17 protein-coding genes are annotated in these 17,588 nt (G+C 28.3%); 12 read left to right on the forward strand and 5 right to left on the reverse strand.

Annotated features, from left to right (window positions below):
- Nucleotides 1-17: 17 nt before the first annotated feature.
- Nucleotides 18-710, reverse strand: a complete 693-nt coding sequence (locus tag ACYQ1T_RS06990) for a 5'-methylthioadenosine/adenosylhomocysteine nucleosidase (protein WP_459833305.1) — start codon at nt 708-710, stop codon at nt 18-20.
- Nucleotides 711-797: 87 nt separating this feature from the next.
- Nucleotides 798-1,697 carry a CPBP family intramembrane glutamic endopeptidase gene (locus ACYQ1T_RS06995; RefSeq protein WP_459833308.1) on the reverse strand — a complete coding sequence of 300 codons (900 nt, stop codon included), beginning with the start codon at nt 1,695-1,697 and terminating at the stop codon, nt 798-800.
- Nucleotides 1,698-1,877: 180 nt separating this feature from the next.
- Between ACYQ1T_RS06995 and ACYQ1T_RS07000 the strand changes: the two genes are divergently transcribed.
- On the forward strand, nt 1,878-2,636 hold the full coding sequence (locus ACYQ1T_RS07000) for a tRNA threonylcarbamoyladenosine dehydratase (protein ID WP_459833310.1): 759 nt from the start codon (nt 1,878-1,880) through the stop codon (nt 2,634-2,636).
- A 129-nt stretch (nt 2,637-2,765) separates the two neighbouring features.
- Here ACYQ1T_RS07000 and ACYQ1T_RS07005 read toward each other — a convergent pair whose 3' ends face one another.
- Nucleotides 2,766-3,635 carry an AraC family transcriptional regulator gene (locus tag ACYQ1T_RS07005; RefSeq protein ID WP_459833313.1) on the reverse strand — a complete coding sequence of 290 codons (870 nt, stop codon included), beginning with the start codon at nt 3,633-3,635 and terminating at the stop codon, nt 2,766-2,768.
- A 178-nt stretch (nt 3,636-3,813) separates the two neighbouring features.
- On the opposite strand from ACYQ1T_RS07005, the gene ACYQ1T_RS07010 reads away from it, so the two are divergent.
- The 8 genes from ACYQ1T_RS07010 to bioD all read left to right on the forward strand — a co-directional run bounded on the left by ACYQ1T_RS07010 (nt 3,814) and on the right by bioD (nt 11,891).
- Nucleotides 3,814-4,710, forward strand: coding sequence for a carbohydrate ABC transporter permease (locus ACYQ1T_RS07010; protein WP_459833316.1), 897 nt, complete (start codon nt 3,814-3,816; stop codon nt 4,708-4,710).
- A 14-nt stretch (nt 4,711-4,724) separates the two neighbouring features.
- The gene (locus tag ACYQ1T_RS07015) at nt 4,725-5,621 is read left to right on the forward strand and encodes a carbohydrate ABC transporter permease (RefSeq protein WP_459833318.1); all 897 of its coding nucleotides are present in this window, start codon (nt 4,725-4,727) and stop codon (nt 5,619-5,621) included.
- A 17-nt stretch (nt 5,622-5,638) separates the two neighbouring features.
- A complete protein-coding gene (gene gnpA / locus ACYQ1T_RS07020; protein ID WP_459833321.1) occupies nt 5,639-7,798 on the forward strand; it encodes a 1,3-beta-galactosyl-N-acetylhexosamine phosphorylase in 2,160 nt (719 codons plus the stop codon).
- Nucleotides 7,799-7,828: 30 nt separating this feature from the next.
- Complete coding sequence (locus ACYQ1T_RS07025; protein WP_459833323.1) at nt 7,829-7,987, forward strand: DUF6903 family protein; 159 nt, start codon at nt 7,829-7,831, stop codon at nt 7,985-7,987.
- 134 nt (nt 7,988-8,121) lie between these two features.
- Entirely contained in the window at nt 8,122-9,471 is a 1,350-nt protein-coding gene (locus tag ACYQ1T_RS07030) for a carbohydrate ABC transporter substrate-binding protein (RefSeq protein ID WP_459833325.1), read from the forward strand.
- A 187-nt stretch (nt 9,472-9,658) separates the two neighbouring features.
- Nucleotides 9,659-10,213 (forward strand): biotin transporter BioY, encoded by a 555-nt coding sequence (locus ACYQ1T_RS07035; RefSeq protein ID WP_459833328.1) that lies wholly within the window; start codon nt 9,659-9,661, stop codon nt 10,211-10,213.
- Between the two features lie 20 nt (nt 10,214-10,233).
- Entirely contained in the window at nt 10,234-11,193 is a 960-nt protein-coding gene (gene bioB / locus ACYQ1T_RS07040) for a biotin synthase BioB (protein ID WP_459833331.1), read from the forward strand.
- The gene (gene bioD, locus ACYQ1T_RS07045) at nt 11,193-11,891 is read left to right on the forward strand and encodes a dethiobiotin synthase (protein WP_459833333.1); all 699 of its coding nucleotides are present in this window, start codon (nt 11,193-11,195) and stop codon (nt 11,889-11,891) included. Before bioB ends, bioD begins: the two co-directional genes overlap by 1 nt.
- A 38-nt stretch (nt 11,892-11,929) precedes the next feature.
- Here the strand turns inward: bioD and ACYQ1T_RS07050 are convergent, their stop codons facing one another.
- Complete coding sequence (locus tag ACYQ1T_RS07050; protein ID WP_459836486.1) at nt 11,930-12,613, reverse strand: DUF4230 domain-containing protein; 684 nt, start codon at nt 12,611-12,613, stop codon at nt 11,930-11,932.
- A 214-nt stretch (nt 12,614-12,827) separates the two neighbouring features.
- On the opposite strand from ACYQ1T_RS07050, the gene ACYQ1T_RS07055 reads away from it, so the two are divergent.
- Together ACYQ1T_RS07055 and glcT are read left to right on the forward strand one after the other, a co-directional pair.
- A complete protein-coding gene (locus tag ACYQ1T_RS07055) occupies nt 12,828-13,766 on the forward strand; it encodes a GNAT family N-acetyltransferase (RefSeq protein ID WP_459833335.1) in 939 nt (312 codons plus the stop codon).
- A 19-nt stretch (nt 13,767-13,785) separates the two neighbouring features.
- Entirely contained in the window at nt 13,786-14,640 is an 855-nt protein-coding gene (gene glcT / locus ACYQ1T_RS07060) for a glucose PTS transporter transcription antiterminator GlcT (protein WP_459833338.1), read from the forward strand.
- 60 nt (nt 14,641-14,700) lie between these two features.
- Here glcT and ACYQ1T_RS07065 read toward each other — a convergent pair whose 3' ends face one another.
- Nucleotides 14,701-15,219 (reverse strand): PTS sugar transporter subunit IIA, encoded by a 519-nt coding sequence (locus ACYQ1T_RS07065; RefSeq protein ID WP_459833340.1) that lies wholly within the window; start codon nt 15,217-15,219, stop codon nt 14,701-14,703.
- 534 nt (nt 15,220-15,753) lie between these two features.
- Between ACYQ1T_RS07065 and nagE the strand changes: the two genes are divergently transcribed.
- Nucleotides 15,754-17,172 (forward strand): N-acetylglucosamine-specific PTS transporter subunit IIBC, encoded by a 1,419-nt coding sequence (nagE, locus tag ACYQ1T_RS07070; RefSeq protein ID WP_459833342.1) that lies wholly within the window; start codon nt 15,754-15,756, stop codon nt 17,170-17,172.
- Nucleotides 17,173-17,588: the final 416 nt, after the last annotated feature.

The following is a 17,588-nucleotide window of genomic DNA, read 5'->3' on the forward strand; positions in this document are numbered from 1 at the left end:
AGAGTGTTTTATTTATATTAAAGTCTTTCAAGCATTGTTTTTAAAATTGTAGTTGAGTTTCTAACTCCAAGTGGAATAAATTTTTCATAATCCATATGAGCCCCGTTATTTGCATTATCAGAGATTGATCTAATAACAACACAAGGAACATTATTTAAATAACATACATGAGCAATACTTGCGCCTTCCATTTCACATGAAATTGCACCGAATTCCTTTTCGAACCATTGAATTTTTTCAACACTTGATATAAATTGATCACCTGAAACTATTCTTCCAGAGAAAGTGTTAATTTCTGTTATTTCTTCACAAGCTTCTAAAGCAGCTTTAACTAATTTTTCATCACATTTAAAATCAAATGTATCTAGTCTTGGAACTTGACCAAAAGCATCTCCAAATACTGTTGTATCCATATCATGTTGAACTAAATCAGTAGCAACAACTACATCTCCAGGGTAAATATCTTTACCTATACCACCAGCAACACCTACATTTATAATTGAATCTACCTTATATTCTGATATTAATATTTGAGAGCAAATAGCCGCATTAACTTTACCAATACCACAAACTACTGCTATTATATTTTTATTTCCAAGGGTACCTTTATGAAAAGTCATGTTAGCCTTTGTAGTTTTTTCTTCTACATTCATATCCTTTAAAAGAATTTCTAATTCTTCTGACATTGCACTTATAATTCCTAAAACCATAATTAAATCCTCCATAAAAAAATTAGGCTAATGAGAATTAGCCTAATAAATATTATATACTTAAATTAAATGTTTTAATAGTATTTATTAAATTTGATAATCATTAATATATTCCTGATTTTCGGAATCTTCATGATTTTTCATATCACGTTTACCTATTTTGGTTCTTTTAAATTTTTGAGGTAGGTACTCAAAGGTTTCTTTGTATGTTGGATTAAAATTTAAAAGAACTATAAGTAATAATATTAATCCTATAATAGCACAGGCTAAGGTAAATATTAAAATTCCAGTTGTACTAGTAGGTTTAAAGAAATCAAGTGCAATAAAATTATTAAGAAAGTGACAAAATATAACTAAGTATAATGATTTAGTCTTATAAAATATAAATCCTAAGAATAGCCCTAATATAAAGGCATTAACTCCTTGATGAAAGTTAAGATGAATAAATGCAAATAAAAATGCAGATATAGGGATAGCTACTTTAGCAGAATACTTATTCAATAAGCCATTTAATAAAATTCCTCTAAATAAGATTTCTTCTATAAAAGGTGCATAAATTATTGCAGAAAAAAAGAAATATATTGGATTGTTAGAAATTAATACGCTGGCTTCTTTAAGTATAGAGTTTTCAGGAACTATCATAACCAAAGGAAGAATTAAAGAATCATATACTAAGCGTATTCCTAAAATAGATATTATTAAAAATACTATAGTTTTAGCATTTACTTTTTTTTCTATATTAAATTTTCCTGTATCTACTCCAGTAATAGCATTCCAAACTAAGGGTAAGATAAGTATAAGAATAAACTCATATGGAATAAGAAATATTCTATGATTATTTATAATATTTTTAGAAAGAAAAAAATCTGGTATGCTAATAAAGAATAATTCAATTATATAACAAAGTCCTAAAATGCCTATGGATTTTAAAATTCCAAATGAAAAATTTAGTTGTTGATTTTCAATTAATTTATATGGTGACTTCAAAGCAAAACCTCCAATATTTAGCAAAGTAATATATTTGTAATAGTAATTTTATATATAATTTATATAAATTTCTACTTAGATTTTATTAATTCCATTATATAGAAAAATAATAATCTTGTATATATATAAACAATAGTCTAAAATAAGTTATAAATTATAATACATAAAGGAGACAAATGAATGTTACAACATCCATTATCTAGAACAGAGCTACTTATAGGTAGTGAAGGGCTAGAAAAATTAAAAAATGCAAAAGTAATAGTATTTGGAGTTGGTGGAGTAGGTAGTTTTACCGTAGAAGCACTTACAAGAGCCGGTATTGGAAATTTAATATTAGTAGATGATGATACTGTTTGTCTAACTAACTTAAATAGACAAATACATGCTACATATGGAACTATTAGTAAAGTAAAGGTTGAAGTTATGAAAGAAAGAGTTCTTTCAATAAATAGAAAGTGCAATGTTACTACTCATCAAGTATTTGTAACACCAGAAAATATAAAAGATATAGTTCCAGACGACGTAGACTATGTAGTTGATGCTATAGATACAGTTTCAGCTAAATTAGCTTTAGCGCAATATTGTTATGAAAAAGATATAAAAATAATTGCATCAATGGGTACTGGTAATAAATTGGATCCAACTCAATTTAAAGTATCAGACATATATAAGACAAGTGTTTGTCCTTTAGCTAAGGTTATGAGATATGAACTTAGAAAAAGAGGAGTAAAAAAACTTAAAGTCGTTTACTCAGAAGAAATGCCAAGAAAACCAAAAACAGAAGATGTAGTTACTTGTAAAACTGGATGTGTATGTACAGGAGGTACTAAAAAGTGTGCATCTAAGAGACAAATACCAGGAAGTATATCATTTGTTCCACCAGTTGCAGGAATGATAATAGGTGGAGAAGTTATTAAAGATATATTAGGGGTTAAATAAAAAAGGGCTAAGTAGCCCTTTTTTTAATTATTAAAACTAAAAAAGTGAATTTTATGTTAAGGTGTTTGTGAAAATTTAATATATAAAAGATAGCGCAATATTATTATATAAATTTGTTGTATTTAAGTTTTATAACATACTATTCATTTTATTTAATCTATAACTTTTAGGGGAGTCTCCAGTAACCTTTTTAAACATTTGACTAAAGTAAGAAGAATTTGAAAAACCAACAATTGAAGCAATATCTCTAATGGAATAATTAGTTGTTGATAATAGATTTTTAGATTCATCTATACGTTTATTTATAACATAATTAATTGGAGAAATTCCAATTTGCTTTGTAAAAGTATGAGCTAAATGAAATTTATTCATATAAGACATATCTGATAAAAAATCTAAAGTTATATTTTCTGAGTAATGAGAATCTATATAATTTTTAATTTTCATACATTCTAAATTCATTTTTTCTTGAGGTTCTTCTTTAAATAAGTTTGATGTAGTACTACGAATTATATTTATTATAAATAAAGTCAAAATGCTCTTGCATGCCAGTTCATAGTTGTACTCTTTTTTTTGAATTTCATTAATTAGTAAGTTAAAAGCATTTAATACAGGTTCTTTCTGGCTATTTAAATTCATAATTTTATATGGTTGCTTTGTGTTTTCAGAATCAGTCAAACTATAGGTGTCAGGAAAATTTAGTGTTAAATTATCTATGCCAAGGACTATATATTCCAAGGGATCATCATTAATAACGGACTTTTCAGTATGAAGACAATTTGGATTTATTATTATTAAATCCCACTGTTTAACATTGACAACGGTATCATCAAGGTGAAATGATCCCTTACCGTTAGTTATGAAAAATATTTCTGTAAATGGATGAAAGTGAGCGGTACTATGCCAATCATTTTCAAATTTAGATTTACTTATATAAAGTAATTCATAATTTAAGTTGTATATATTTTTTTCATTAACAAAATATCTTGTATTACCCATAATCACACCTCAATATATTAATAATAATTATATTATAACATAATAACAATATTTTGGTAATATTGTTATTAATAGCAATATTGCTAAAAAATATAGCAATAATATTGTTGTGTAAAAGATTTCAAATGAATTACAATATAATCAAATGAGAGGATTATTAATAAGGGGGGAATTATAGATGCGTAGAAAAAATAGCACCGGAAAAAATATGTTTGTTGGTCTTTCAGTAATTCCGGCCTTAATACTATTTATAGTATTTATGGTAATACCAACTATAAATGTATTTTGGATGTCAATGTTCAAATGGGGAGGGCTATCAAATAATAAAAAATTCGTAGGATTAGATAATTTTACTATACTGTTTAAGGATGTAAATTTTCTAAAGTCATTTCAAAACACATTATTTTTAATTGTAATAGTGACAGTAATTACTTTAGTATTAGCTATTGCTTCTGCAGCTGTTTTAACTAGGGAGGATACAAAATTTAAAAATTTCTTTAGAATAGTATTTTATTTTCCAAATATTTTATCAGTAGTTGTAATTTCAGCTATATTCTCAGCTATACTTGATCCAAAACAAGGTATATTAAATGCGAGTTTAAGAGCACTTAGTTTAGAATCATTAACTAAAATGTGGTTAGGAGATCAAAAAGTAGTAATTTGGTGTATTGCTTTTGCTATGATATGGCAAGCGGTTGGCTATTACATGGTAATGTACATGGCAAGTATGAGTAGTGTGCCTACAAGTTTATATGAATCAGCAGATTTAGAAGGTGCATCAAGGATGCAGCAATTTTTCCAAATAACATTACCTCTAATTTGGAATACAATAAGGACAACACTTACATTCTTTATAATTAGTACAATAAATTTAAGTTTCTTATTTGTAAAAGTTATGACTACAGGAGGGCCAGATGGTGCATCAGAAGTTTTCCTAAGTTATATGTACAAGCAAGCGTATTCTAATTCGTCTTATGGTTATGGTATGGCAATAGGTGTAATAATATTTATATTCTCATTTGGATTATCTTTAATAATAAGTAAAGCAACCAAAAGAGATGTAATTGAGTTTTAGAGGAGGGGATTAATATGAAAAAAACATCCAAACAAATGTCAGCAGAGAAGTTAGTTAAAATTTTTAGTTATGTATGTTTAAGCATTTTTTCACTAAGCATATTAGTTCCTATAGGATGGTCTATATTAGCTTCAATGAAGCATAAATCAGAATTTTATGGAAATCCATGGGCAATGCCACAAGGGTTTTATTTTGAAAACTTTCGTAAAGCATTTGTAGAAGCAAATATGGGAGAGTATTTTATTAACTCAGTAATAATAACTGGTTTAGCACTTATAATTTTATTAGTAGTTTCAATACCCGCCGCTTATGTATTATCAAGATTTGAATTTAAAAGTAAAAAAGTATTAAATATAATATTTTCAGCAGGTCTTTTTATAAATGTTAACTATATAGTAGTACCTATATTTTTATTAGTATTAGACGGAGAAAAACTAGTAAGACAAATATTTGCAGTACCTGCAAGTCTTTCAGTTTTTTTAGATAGTAGAATAGTTGTAGCTATAATTTATGCAGCGACAGCATTACCTTTTACAATTTATTTATTAATGAATTACCTAAAAACTCTACCAAAGGCGTATGAAGAAGCAGCTTATATGGATGGCTGTAGTAATATTAAAACATTAATACATGTAATTATTCCAATGGCAAAGCCAAGTATAATAACAGTTATATTATTTAACTTCTTAGCTTTTTGGAATGAATATATTATAGCTTTAACAATGTTACCAAATAAAGCAAAGACATTACCTTTAGGATTAATAAATTTAATGCAAGTTCAAAAGACTGCAACTGATTATGGTGCATTATATGCAGGACTTGTAATAGTAATGATTCCAACGGTAATATTATATATTTTAGTTCAAAAGAAGCTAACTGAAGGCATGACAGTTGGTGGTATAAAGGAATAATCGGAGGTAAAGAAAAAATGAGTAAAGGTAGAATAACAATACCAACTGATGATAACTTCATCAAAGAGACAATGGAAATAGCCGAAAAATGGGGTGCTGATGCAATACGTGATTGCGATGGTTTTAAGCTTCCAAGAGAAATAAAGGGATTAGCAGAGAAAATATATTCAACTTATTTTGTTGCTCGTGGAGATAATGAATGGGCAAATCAAAATAAAGATGAGTTACAGCAAACATATCTAATGACTAAACATCACTTAGCAAGTGAAGATACCCTAGTTATTAGTATAATGGATGGTTATTTTAAGGAGCAAGTACAACCGGATTCTTATCATGATATTAAGGAATTTTGGGAGGTAATAGATAGGACTACTGGGGAAGTAGTAAGCTTAGATAGTTGGACATATAATGAAGAAACTCAGGAAGTTACTATAAAAAATACTGAAAAATGGCATGAATATACAGTCTCATTTTTAGCTTATTGTATATGGGACCCCACTCAAATGTATAATCATATTACTAATAATTGGGGAGATAAGCCACATGAAATGCCTTTTGATGCAAGAAAGCCAAAAACAAATAAGCACATATTTGAAGCAATGCACAAATGGTTAGATGAACACCCGGAAACTAATGTAATTCGTTTTACAACTTTCTTCTATCACTTTACATTAGTATTTAATGACAGAGCTAAAGAAAAATTTGTAGATTGGTTTGGTTATAGTTCAAGTGTTAGTGCAGAGGTATTAAGGGAATTTGAAAAGGTTAAGGGATATAAATTAAGACCAGAACATATAATTGATCAAGGTTATTATAATAGTACATTTAGAGTTCCTTCAAAGGAATATTTAGATTATATGGATTTTCAACAAGAATTTGTTGCAGCAAATGTTAAAAAGCTGGTTGATATAACTCATGAGCATGATAGAGAAGCTATGATGTTCTTAGGGGATAACTGGATAGGAACAGAACCTTATGGTAAGTATTTCCCGGGAATTGGCTTAGATGCAGTTGTTGGATCAGTTGGTGGTGGTGCAACACTAAGAATGATATCTGATATACCTGGAGTTAAATATACAGAGGGAAGATTTCTACCATATTTCTTTCCAGATACATTCTATGAAGGAAATGATCCAAGTATAGAAGCAAAGGAAAATTGGATAACAGCTAGACGTGCTTTAATGAGAAAACCAGTAGATAGAATAGGATATGGAGGATATTTATCTTTAGCATATAAGTTCCCTGATTTTGTTGAATATATTGAAAGTGTATGTAATGAATTTAGGGAAATATATAACAATATAGATGGTAATAAGCCTTATTGTGGGTTAAAGGTAGCGATATTAAATTGCTGGGGTAAATTACGTTCATGGCAAACACATATGGTTGCACATGCACTATGGTATAAACAAATATATACTTATATAGGAATTATAGAATCTCTTAGTGGGATGAGTGTTGATGTAAGCTTTATAAGCTTTGACGATATAAAAAGTGAAGGAATACCACAAGATATTGATGTAATAATTAATGCTGGTGATGCTGGAACTGCATTTAGTGGTGGAGATAAATGGTTAGATAAAGATATTATTACAACAATTAGAGAGTGGATTTTCAATGGTGGTGGATTTGTTGGTGTTGGAGAGCCATCAGCAGTATTAAGTGGAGGACATTATTTCCAATTAGCAGATGCTTTAGGAATAGATAAAGAATTAGGATTCTCATTAAGCACGGATAAATACTTCAAAGAAGAATTAGACAAGCATTTTATAATAGAAGATGTTTCAGAAGAGTTAGATTTTGGTGAAGGTCAAAAAAATATTTATGCAATTAAAGAGAGTACAGAAATAATAAGAAATGATAATGGAGATTTACTAATGTCTGCAAATAGATATGGTAAAGGTAGAACTGTTTATATAGCAGGATTACCATATTCACCACAAAATACTCGTATATTAACTAGAGCTTGTTTCTATGCTGCAAGTAAAGAAAATGATATGAAAAAGTGGTATTCAGATAATGTTTACTGTGAAGTATCTGCTTATTTAGAATCTAATAAGTATGCTGTTGTTAATAATTCAAATGAAAAACAAATAACAAACTTTTATGATGGACTAGGAAATGTAAGTAAGATAGAATTAGAGCCAGCTGAAATAAAATGGATGTATATAAAATAAGTAAAATATATCCATAAGGAGGAATTATAAATGGGTAAAAAGCTGATTTATGGAATATTATTTTTAGTATCAATGTTTTTAGTTATTAAAGGAAATTCAATGGTTGGATATAGTGGTATAGCTATTATGCTTTTAGGGATGGCAGGACTTATTGCAGAGTTATACATTTATAATAAAAGATATCAATAATATAGCAATATAGCTATAATAAAAAGCAAATATAATATATAAATAACGTTTTCAAAATAATAAAATTAATATATAGGGATTTCAATTATTTGGTATTAAATTAAGGTATTTAGAGGGTAAGGGAGGAAATAACAATGAAAAAAAGAAGACTAGCACTTTTATTAAGCTCATTTATGTTAGTAACAACATTAGCTGGATGTGGATCTAAGGGAGATACAGCAGCTACAAATGGTGGAGAATCTAAGACATTAAAAATAGCAGCTTTTGAAGGTGGATATGGGAAAGTTTACTGGGAAAAATTAAAAGAGAATTTTGAAAAGTCTCATGAAGGGGTTACTGTAGAGTTAACAGTTGCATCAAACCTTGAAGAAGTTATTCGTCCTCAAATTCAATCAGGAAATGTTCCAGATTTAATTTATTTAGCAACAGGTAGAAAGGATGCTTTAACAGAAACATTTATTAAAGAACAAGGCTTACATGATTTATCCAATGTATTAAGCAAGAAGGTTCCAGGAGAAGATGTTACAGTAAAGGATAAGATGTTACCAGGTTTTGTTGATAGTACAGCTACTAATCCTTATTCAGATGGAAAAACATACTTAGCGCCTTTATTCTATAGTCCAACAGGATTATTCTATAATAAAACTTTATTTAAGGAAAAAGGATATGAGCTTCCAAAGACTTGGGATCAAATGTTTGCATTAGGAGAAAAGGCTAAAGGAGATGGTATAGCTTTATGGTCATATCCAACAAATGGATATCTTGATTGTATGATACCACCAATGTTAGCCGCAGCAGGTGGCATTGATGCATTTAAGGATGCAATGAATTATAAAGAAGGTTTCTGGAATTCAGATCCAGCTAAGAAAACATTAGAAACTATTGGAAAACTTAAGGATTACTTAGAGCCAACAGTTGTAGCTAATGCTAATCCACAAGGATTTAAGAATAATCAACAATTAATTTTAGATAATAAAGCTTTATTTGTACCAAATGGTACTTGGTTACCTGATGAAATGAAAGATGCTCCAAGAGCACAAGGTTTCGAATGGGGATTCATGCCTTATCCAGCATTTAAGGATGGCGGAGATCAATACTCTGTAAGTTTTATTGAACAAATGTATATTCCTAAAGATGCTAAAAATAAAGACTTAGCAGAAGACTTTATGGCTTACATGTATAGTGATGAAGCAGTTGCTATAGTTGCAGAAAATGCAAAAGCAGTTATACCAGTTAAGGGTTCTATAGAAATTGCAAAGAAGTATTTAGATCCATTACAAATTGAATTACTTCAAATGTATGATAATGGAGCTAAAGCTATAATGGGTGGATTTGCAGCTACTGAACCAGTAGAAGGGTTAAACTTCACAGATGTATATGTTGGAACAGTTGATTCTGTAATGACTGGGGATAAGTCTGTTGCAGATTGGCAAAAGGCATTACAAGATGCAAGTGACAAATTAAGAGCAGCTATAATTAAATAATATAAAAAAAGATGCGATAATATTTTATTGCATCTTTTTTTATTTAAATTTTATGGTATGGCTTTAGAGTAAAAATCAATAACAACTAAAATTGTAAACCTAAAATTAATAATTAGTTGACAATATAAAAAGAATAATGTATTATCGAAATATACTTTGATAATCAAAATAAAATGGAGGGCTAATTATGAATTTAAAAACAAGAGATTTAGTGCTTATGTCAATGTTTGCAGCACTTACAGCAATAGGGGCGTTTATTAGAATACCATTGCCAGTAGTACCATTTACTCTTCAGTACTTCTTTTGTGCTTTAGGAGCAATAACATTAGGAGCCAAAAGAGGGGCATTGGCACAAATATTATATGTTGCTATAGGGCTTATTGGATTACCTGTATTTACCAAAGGTGGAGGGCCACAATATATATTTCAACCGACATTTGGTTATTTAGTAGGATTTATAGTTGGAGCTTATATAATTGGTAAGGTGACGGAAAGAATAAAAAAATTAAATATAAAAAATTTATTTATGGCATCTGTTCTTGGACTTGTAGCGATTTATGTCTTTGGATGTGTTCATATGTATGTAATTTATAACTTTTATTTAGGGCAAGCAATGGGAGTTTGGACAGCGATTAGTGTAGGAGTTATATCATTTTTAGCAAGTGATTTAACCTTAGCTTTTATAATTTCACTTGTAGGAGTAAAGGTTGTTCCTTTATTAAGAAGATTAGGTTATGCATAGATAGATTAAGGAGAAAGAATATGAGTATTTCTAATATGTTAGCTAATAGGATTTTGAATGGATATAAAATTACAAAAGAAGAAGCATTAAAGTTATATTTAGAACCTGCTGAAGAATTATATAAAGCAGCAGATTTAATAAGGAAAACTTTAACTGGAAATAAAGTTGATTTATGTTCAATTATAAATGGAAAAAGTGGAAGATGCTCAGAGGATTGTAAATATTGTGCACAATCAATACATTTTAAGACAGGCGCATTAGAATATAGCTTATTATCTTATGAGGAAATTAAAAATTATGCAAGAGAAAATGAAACTGAAGGAGTTGATAGATTTTCTATAGTAACTTCAGGGAAAGCTCTAGTAGGTAATGATTTTGAAAAAGTAGTGGATTATTATAAAAGGTTAAATGATGAATGTGATATAAACCTTTGTGCATCACATGGGATATTAAGTAGGGAATCCTTATCAAAATTAAAAGAATCAGGTGTTAAGAGATACCATCATAATATTGAAACATCAAAAAAATATTATAGTAAAATATGTACTACTCATAATTATGAAGATAGGATAGACACTATAAACAAAGCCAAAGAAATAGGTCTTGAAGTATGCTCAGGTGGAATAATTGGTATGGGAGAGACGAGAGAAGATAGAGTAGATATGGCAATTGAACTTAGAAATTTAAATATACTATCAATACCAATTAATGCTCTTATGGCTATTAAAGGAACACCTCTAGAAAATGAGGAGGCTTTAACTGAAGAAGAAATACTTAGAACTATAGCTATATTTAGATTTATAAATCCAAAGGCAAATATAAGGTTAGCAGCAGGAAGAAATTTATTAAAGGATTCTGGAAAAGAAGCATTTAAAGCAGGTGCAAATGCAACAATAACAGGAAATCTTTTAACTACTTGTGGAAATAGAATATGTGATGATAGAAAAATGATTAAAGATTTAGGTTTGATGGTGAAATAATGAATAAGGGAATTTTTATAGTTGGTACAGACACTGATATTGGTAAAACTTTCATTTCAGCTTTAATAGTAAAAAGTTTTAAAGAAAAAGGTATAAATTCAGGATACTTTAAGTCTGTATTAAGTGGAGCTCGGACTGAAGAAGAAAAACTTATTCCAATAGATGCAGAAGAGGTATGTAATATTTCAGGTTTAGATGAAGATTATAATAAAATGGTATCATATACTTTAAAAAATCCATATTCGCCACATTTAGCATCAAAAATAGAAAATGTGGATATAAAAATAGATAAAATTATAGATGATTATAATAGGATGCAATCTAAATATGAGTATGTAGTAGTTGAAGGAAGTGGCGGTATAGTATGTCCAATTAAAATAAAAGATAAAAATATTATTTTATTAGAAGATATTATTAAAAATTTAAAATTATCAACTATCGTTGTTGCGAAATCAGAACTTGGAACTATAAATCATACAACACTAACAGTTAAATATCTACAATCTATTGGGATAGAAGTAAAAGCCATAGTTTTAAATAAATATAATCCACATAATATAATCCACAAGGATAACAAGGAATCTATAAGGGTTTTAACAGGAATAGATAATATTGTTACTATGTCAGTTGTGGATAAAAAAAGTAGTTATGGGGAAAACTTTCATGAACTTAATATGTTAATAAGTTTAATTAAATAGTATATAGAAAAGTTAAAAAAGTGGCATAGCCACTTTTTTTATTCTTTAAATTTTATTTTAACATTCATTTCTGTAGTTGTAATTTGCTTAAGTAATTTTTCTAAAGAAATTATTGTATTAGAAATTGCTTTTTCATATATTTCAGGATCTTTCATTTTAATTTCAAAATTATTGCAAACCTCTCTTTGGATTACTCCATATTCTTCAGTAGTCAATTCGACATCACCAAATCTTAATAGTCCAGTAGAAGTTTCTTCATATATAGTTTTGTTCTGATTTATATTTACACTAAAAACTTCTGGTTTAGGTAGGGAAAGTTCAATTTCATTTTTTAATTTATTAATTTTTGTATCATTTTCAGTAAGTTGTGAAAGATCTACAGCATAAGAGCAATTTGCAAAAAACTTAATTCTTTTAAATTTTTTAAGTATATCAAGATTTCCAAAGCTTTTATCGATAACAACAGAATCAGTTAATTCAGTTTCTAAAGGTATTATTTTATTTACACTACGTATTTCATTAACTAAACTTTCTTCAGAAAAAAACTTTATACCTTTATTAGTATTATCTGTTAACTTCCATTGTTTTGGAGAGTTTTTAGGTGATACAAATATTTTATATCCTAAGAATAGTCCTATTAAAACAAATAAGATTAATAGTAAAAATGTTACTTTAATAGGAACTCCTCTCTTTTCACTTTTTCTTTTAAATAGTTTAAATATAAAAACACCTCCTAAATCGTATTATAAGTAATTAATTATATGATATGATTTAGAAGTTTATTATATAATTTTATGTAGCAGTAACAACTTTTATAGAAAAATGTTCATAATTTAGTTAAAATTTACATGGAATCTTTGGGTTGTATATACAGTTAATTTATATGTATAATAAATATAACAATATAATTTAACAATATCCTTAGGAGCGATTAGTATGAGTGATAGTAAAGAAGTAAATATAGATTTAGTTAAGGGAACTCTTAGCGATTATATTATAAAGGATAAAAATAATATAGTAATCGGAAGATTCACCATCGTAGATTTAGATTCAGAGAATAAAAAATGTAATGTTAAGTTAAAGTTTTATAGAGAAAATAATTATGATTTATTAAAAGAAACTATAAAAAGCATATTGAGGGCTATATTTAAGGATGTTAATATATATAAAGCAAACTTTATAGTAAATGAGAAAGCTAATTTTAAAGTTTTTTTAGATTTAGGATTTACACTAGAAGGCATATTTTCTGAAAATCTTTTTGTAAATGGTTGTTTTATAGATGAACTTAGCTTTGGAATAAATAGAAATGAATATAATGATTTAAATAGAAGCTATATGGTTGAATTGAGGGGGAGAAATATAGAGATTAGAAATTTAACCCCAGATAATGCAGGTGATCTATTAGAGTATTATCTAAGGAATGAAGAACATTTAAAACCTTATGAACCAAGTAGAGATAATAGCTTTTATACATATGATGTTCAAAAGGATATATTATTAGAAAGTTATAGACAATTAATAAATGGAACAAGCTTTGACTTTGGAATATATAAGGATAATAAACTTATAGGAAAGGCTAGGCTTTCAAATATAGTATATGGAGTATTCAAAAGTGGAATTTTAGGATATTCAATGGATAAGGATTATCAAGGAAATGGATATATGAAAGAGGCAGTAAGCTTAATATTAAAGTATGCTAGTGAGGAATTAGATTTACATAGAGTAGAAGCATCTATACTAATAGATAATATACGTTCTAAAGGAGTACTTTTAGCTTGTAATTTTAATGAAGTTGGTATAAATAAAAAGTATTTATATATAAATGGAGCTTGGAGAGATCATATAACATTTTATAAAATATTAGACAAAAGTTAATGTATAAGAGGGGGATAGCATGGGGAGTATTTTAATTAATGATGTGTTAGTAGTAAGGTCTTTTAACAATAATATTGTATTAGTAAGAGATAATGGGAAAGAGAAAATTCTATTTCAAAAGGGAATAGGATTTGCTAAAAAACTAGGTGAAATAATTGAAAAAGGAATTAAAATAGAGAAGGTTTTTGTAATTGAAAGTGAAGAAAATCAAAGAAATTTTAATGAAATAGTAGACAGAGTAGATAATAAATTAATTGGAATAGTTGAAGAGGCAATAGTTGACATTACGAATGAACTTGGAGAAGAGTTAAATGAAAATATTCACATAGGGTTAGTTGATCACCTATCTTTTGCTATTAAGAGATTAAAGGATAATGAAGAAATACAAAATCCATTTTTAGTTGAAATAGAAACTTTATATAGTAAAGAGTTTGATTTGGCATATAATTTAGTAAAAAAAATAGAGAGAAGTTTAAATATTGATATTCCAGATGGAGAAGTAGGATTTATAGCATTGCATATACATTCTGCAAGAAGTAATGGAAAGTTATCTAATACTATAAAGTATAGTTTTTTAGGAAGTAGTGTAGTGGAGTTAGTTGAAGACAGACTAAATATAGAGATTGATAGAAAATCATTAGATTATGCAAGGTTTTTAACACATATAAGATTTGCTATAGAAAGGGTTATTACAAATAATCCGATAAAAAATGATTTAAAAGATATAATTAAAGCAAAATATAGACGATCATATAAAATTGCTGAAGAAGCAAGAATGATAATATCTAAGGGATTAGAATTAAATGTTTCAGATGATGAAACAGCTTATATAGCTATGCATATTGAGCGATTTAAAGAATCTGTAAAAAAATAAAAAAATCAGCTAAGAAATTTCTTAGCTGATTTTTTTTAAGCAATAAATTACAACTATATATTAAACTTCAAAGTTAACAACAGCAGTTTTTCCAGCCACAACGTTTCCGCTTTCAACTGGAGTGATTGATTTAGCGGCATCAACGTTAGTTATTAATACTGGTGTCGCTAGAGATAAGCCTTTACTTAATATTAACTCTCTATCAATTTTAATTATAGGAGTTCCAGCTTTAACTTTAGTTCCTTGTTCAGCTAATTGTTCAAAACCTTCTCCATCAAGAGATACAGTTTCTAAACCAATGTGTACTAGTAACTCTAAGCCATTTTCTAAAGTCATTGCAAAAGCGTGTTTAGTTTTGAAAACTAATGTTAGTTCTCCATCAGCAGGAGCAACTACAGTGTCACCTTCAGCAATTACAGCCATTCCATCACCAGCTAGTTTTTCAGCAAAAACTGGGTCTGGAACTTCTGATAAAGGTATAGCTTTACCAGATACAGGTGCTACAAGATAAGTAGCGCTTTCTACAGTTTCTTGTGTTGTTGAATCTGATTTGAAAATTTTCTTAATGAAATCAAACATAGTATTCCCTGAAAATCAGGAATCCACATCCTTTCTTATTATATATTTTAATGCGTTACAGTAATTAATATTCATAGTATTATTCATATTAAATAAATAAATACATAGATATTAAAAACAAAAGGCACAAGTCCTATAAGAAAATTAGGGACTTATGCCTGACTAAACAGTAACACGTCTAGTGTAATTATATATATACTTAAATATCATTGTCAATAAAATAGGTAAAAAAATATGTTGAAATCGTTAGCAAGAAGAAGCGAAAGGCTTGAAAATAAATAAAATTCAAAATAATAAGTAAAAATAAAAAATCTAAAAAATATTTAAAAGATACTTGAAAACAATATCATAAAATGATAGAATATAAATGAAAAATAAATATATGTAAGTTTAGGCGTGTTATTAATAAGTTGAGCATGAGCCGAAAGGGATTTTTATATCCTTTTCGGCTCTTTTTTATTTATTTTATTAAAGAAATTATATTTTTATAGGACTGTCTAAATTTATATATTAAAAATAAAGGAGGATTTATAAATGGGAAAAGGAATTATAGGCTATTTACAAAGAATTGGTAAAGCACTAATGCTTCCGATAGCAGCTTTACCAGTAGCAGGATTATTACTAAGATTAGGACAACCAGATGTTTTAGGAAAATTCTTTGAAGCAGGATGGATTTCAGCAGCAGGTGGAGCACTATTTGACAATCTACCATTAATATTTGCTATTGGAGTTGCAGTTGGTTTATCAGATGATGATAATGGTGCAGCAGCATTAGCAGGGGCGATAGGTTATCTAGTTTTAGTAAATGTTAGTAAAGCAATTTGGGGAATTAGATTACCAGAAGAAGTTGCAAGTACATTAAAATTTGACACTTTAGGTGGTATTTTAGCGGGTATAGTTTCAGGTCATACTTATAATAGATTTAAAAATACTAAACTACCAGATTTCTTAGGATTCTTTGGAGGAAGAAGATTAGTTCCAATTATGACATCTTTATTTATGTTATTAATTGGTGTGTTAATGGGATTCATTTGGGAACCAATTCAAGGTGCTATTAACTCATTTGGTATGTGGGTTGTTGGTCTTGGAGCAGTAGGATCAGGAATCTTTGGAGTATTTAACAGATTCTTAATACCAATGGGATTACATCATGTTTTAAATAACATATTCTGGTTTACAATTGGAGAATATGGTGGAAAAACTGGAGATTTAAACAGATTCTTTGCAGGAGACCCACAAGCTGGAATATATATGGCTGGATTCTTCCCAGTTATGATGTTTGGTATGGTAGCTGTTGCTTTAGCAATAGTTGTATGTGCTAAGAAGGAAAAAAGAACTGCTACAATAGGTTTATTAGGATCATTAGCACTTACATCATTCTTAACAGGTATTACAGAACCAATAGAATTCTTATTTATATTCTTATCACCACTATTATTAGTAGCACATGCTTTAATAACTGGTATTTCAATGTTTGTAACAACAACTTTAGGCGTGTTACATGGATTCAGCTTCTCAGCAGGATTTATTGATTACGCACTAAACTTTGGTATTGCTACAAAACCATTATTAATAATTCCAATTGGATTAGGAATTGCTGCATTATACTTTGTAGTATTTGTATTCTTAATTAAGAAGTTTAACATTCCAACTCCAGGTAGAGAAGATGAGGATGAGGAGTTTGTTGAAAATGAAGCTATTACTGGAGATATGGCTGAGTTAGCTAAATCTTATATAGGAGCTTTAGGCGGAAAAGAAAATATAGTTTCAGTAGGTAACTGTGTAACTAGATTAAGACTAGAAGTTAAGGATAATGCTATAGTAAAAGATGCTAAATTAAAAGCTTTAGGAGCTAGAGGCATAGTAAGACCTTCAAAAGGAAATGTACAAGTTATAGTTGGAACTAATGTACAATTTGTTGCAGATGCTATAAAGAAAGAATTAAAAAGATAATATTATTTTATAAAAGATTAAATAAAAGGTGTACATATTATTGTACGCCTTTTATTTTCATGTAATATTAAGTAACAAATACTCAGGTGCTAACAAGAGAAATAGTAATTAATATATATACTTTACCACGCGTATCAACATAAGAAAAATAGAGGAAAATAAATAAAAAAAGAGAATTATTAATATAATTTGGTTAAATGATTATAAATTGGTTAATTGAATGTTTATATTATGTTAAGATAAAACACGTCGCTGATGCAAGTCAGCAACGAATGAGAAAAATGAAAACAAGAAAATGAGAAAAACTTGTTGACATGTTTCGACAAAAATGTTATTATTAAGAAGTCGCTTGAGGGCGACGAAGAGAAAATGGTCTTTGAAAATTGAACAGAATAAAAGTTAAGTATAACCAGCAA

The sequence above is a fragment of the Clostridium carnis genome (assembly GCF_054657435.1).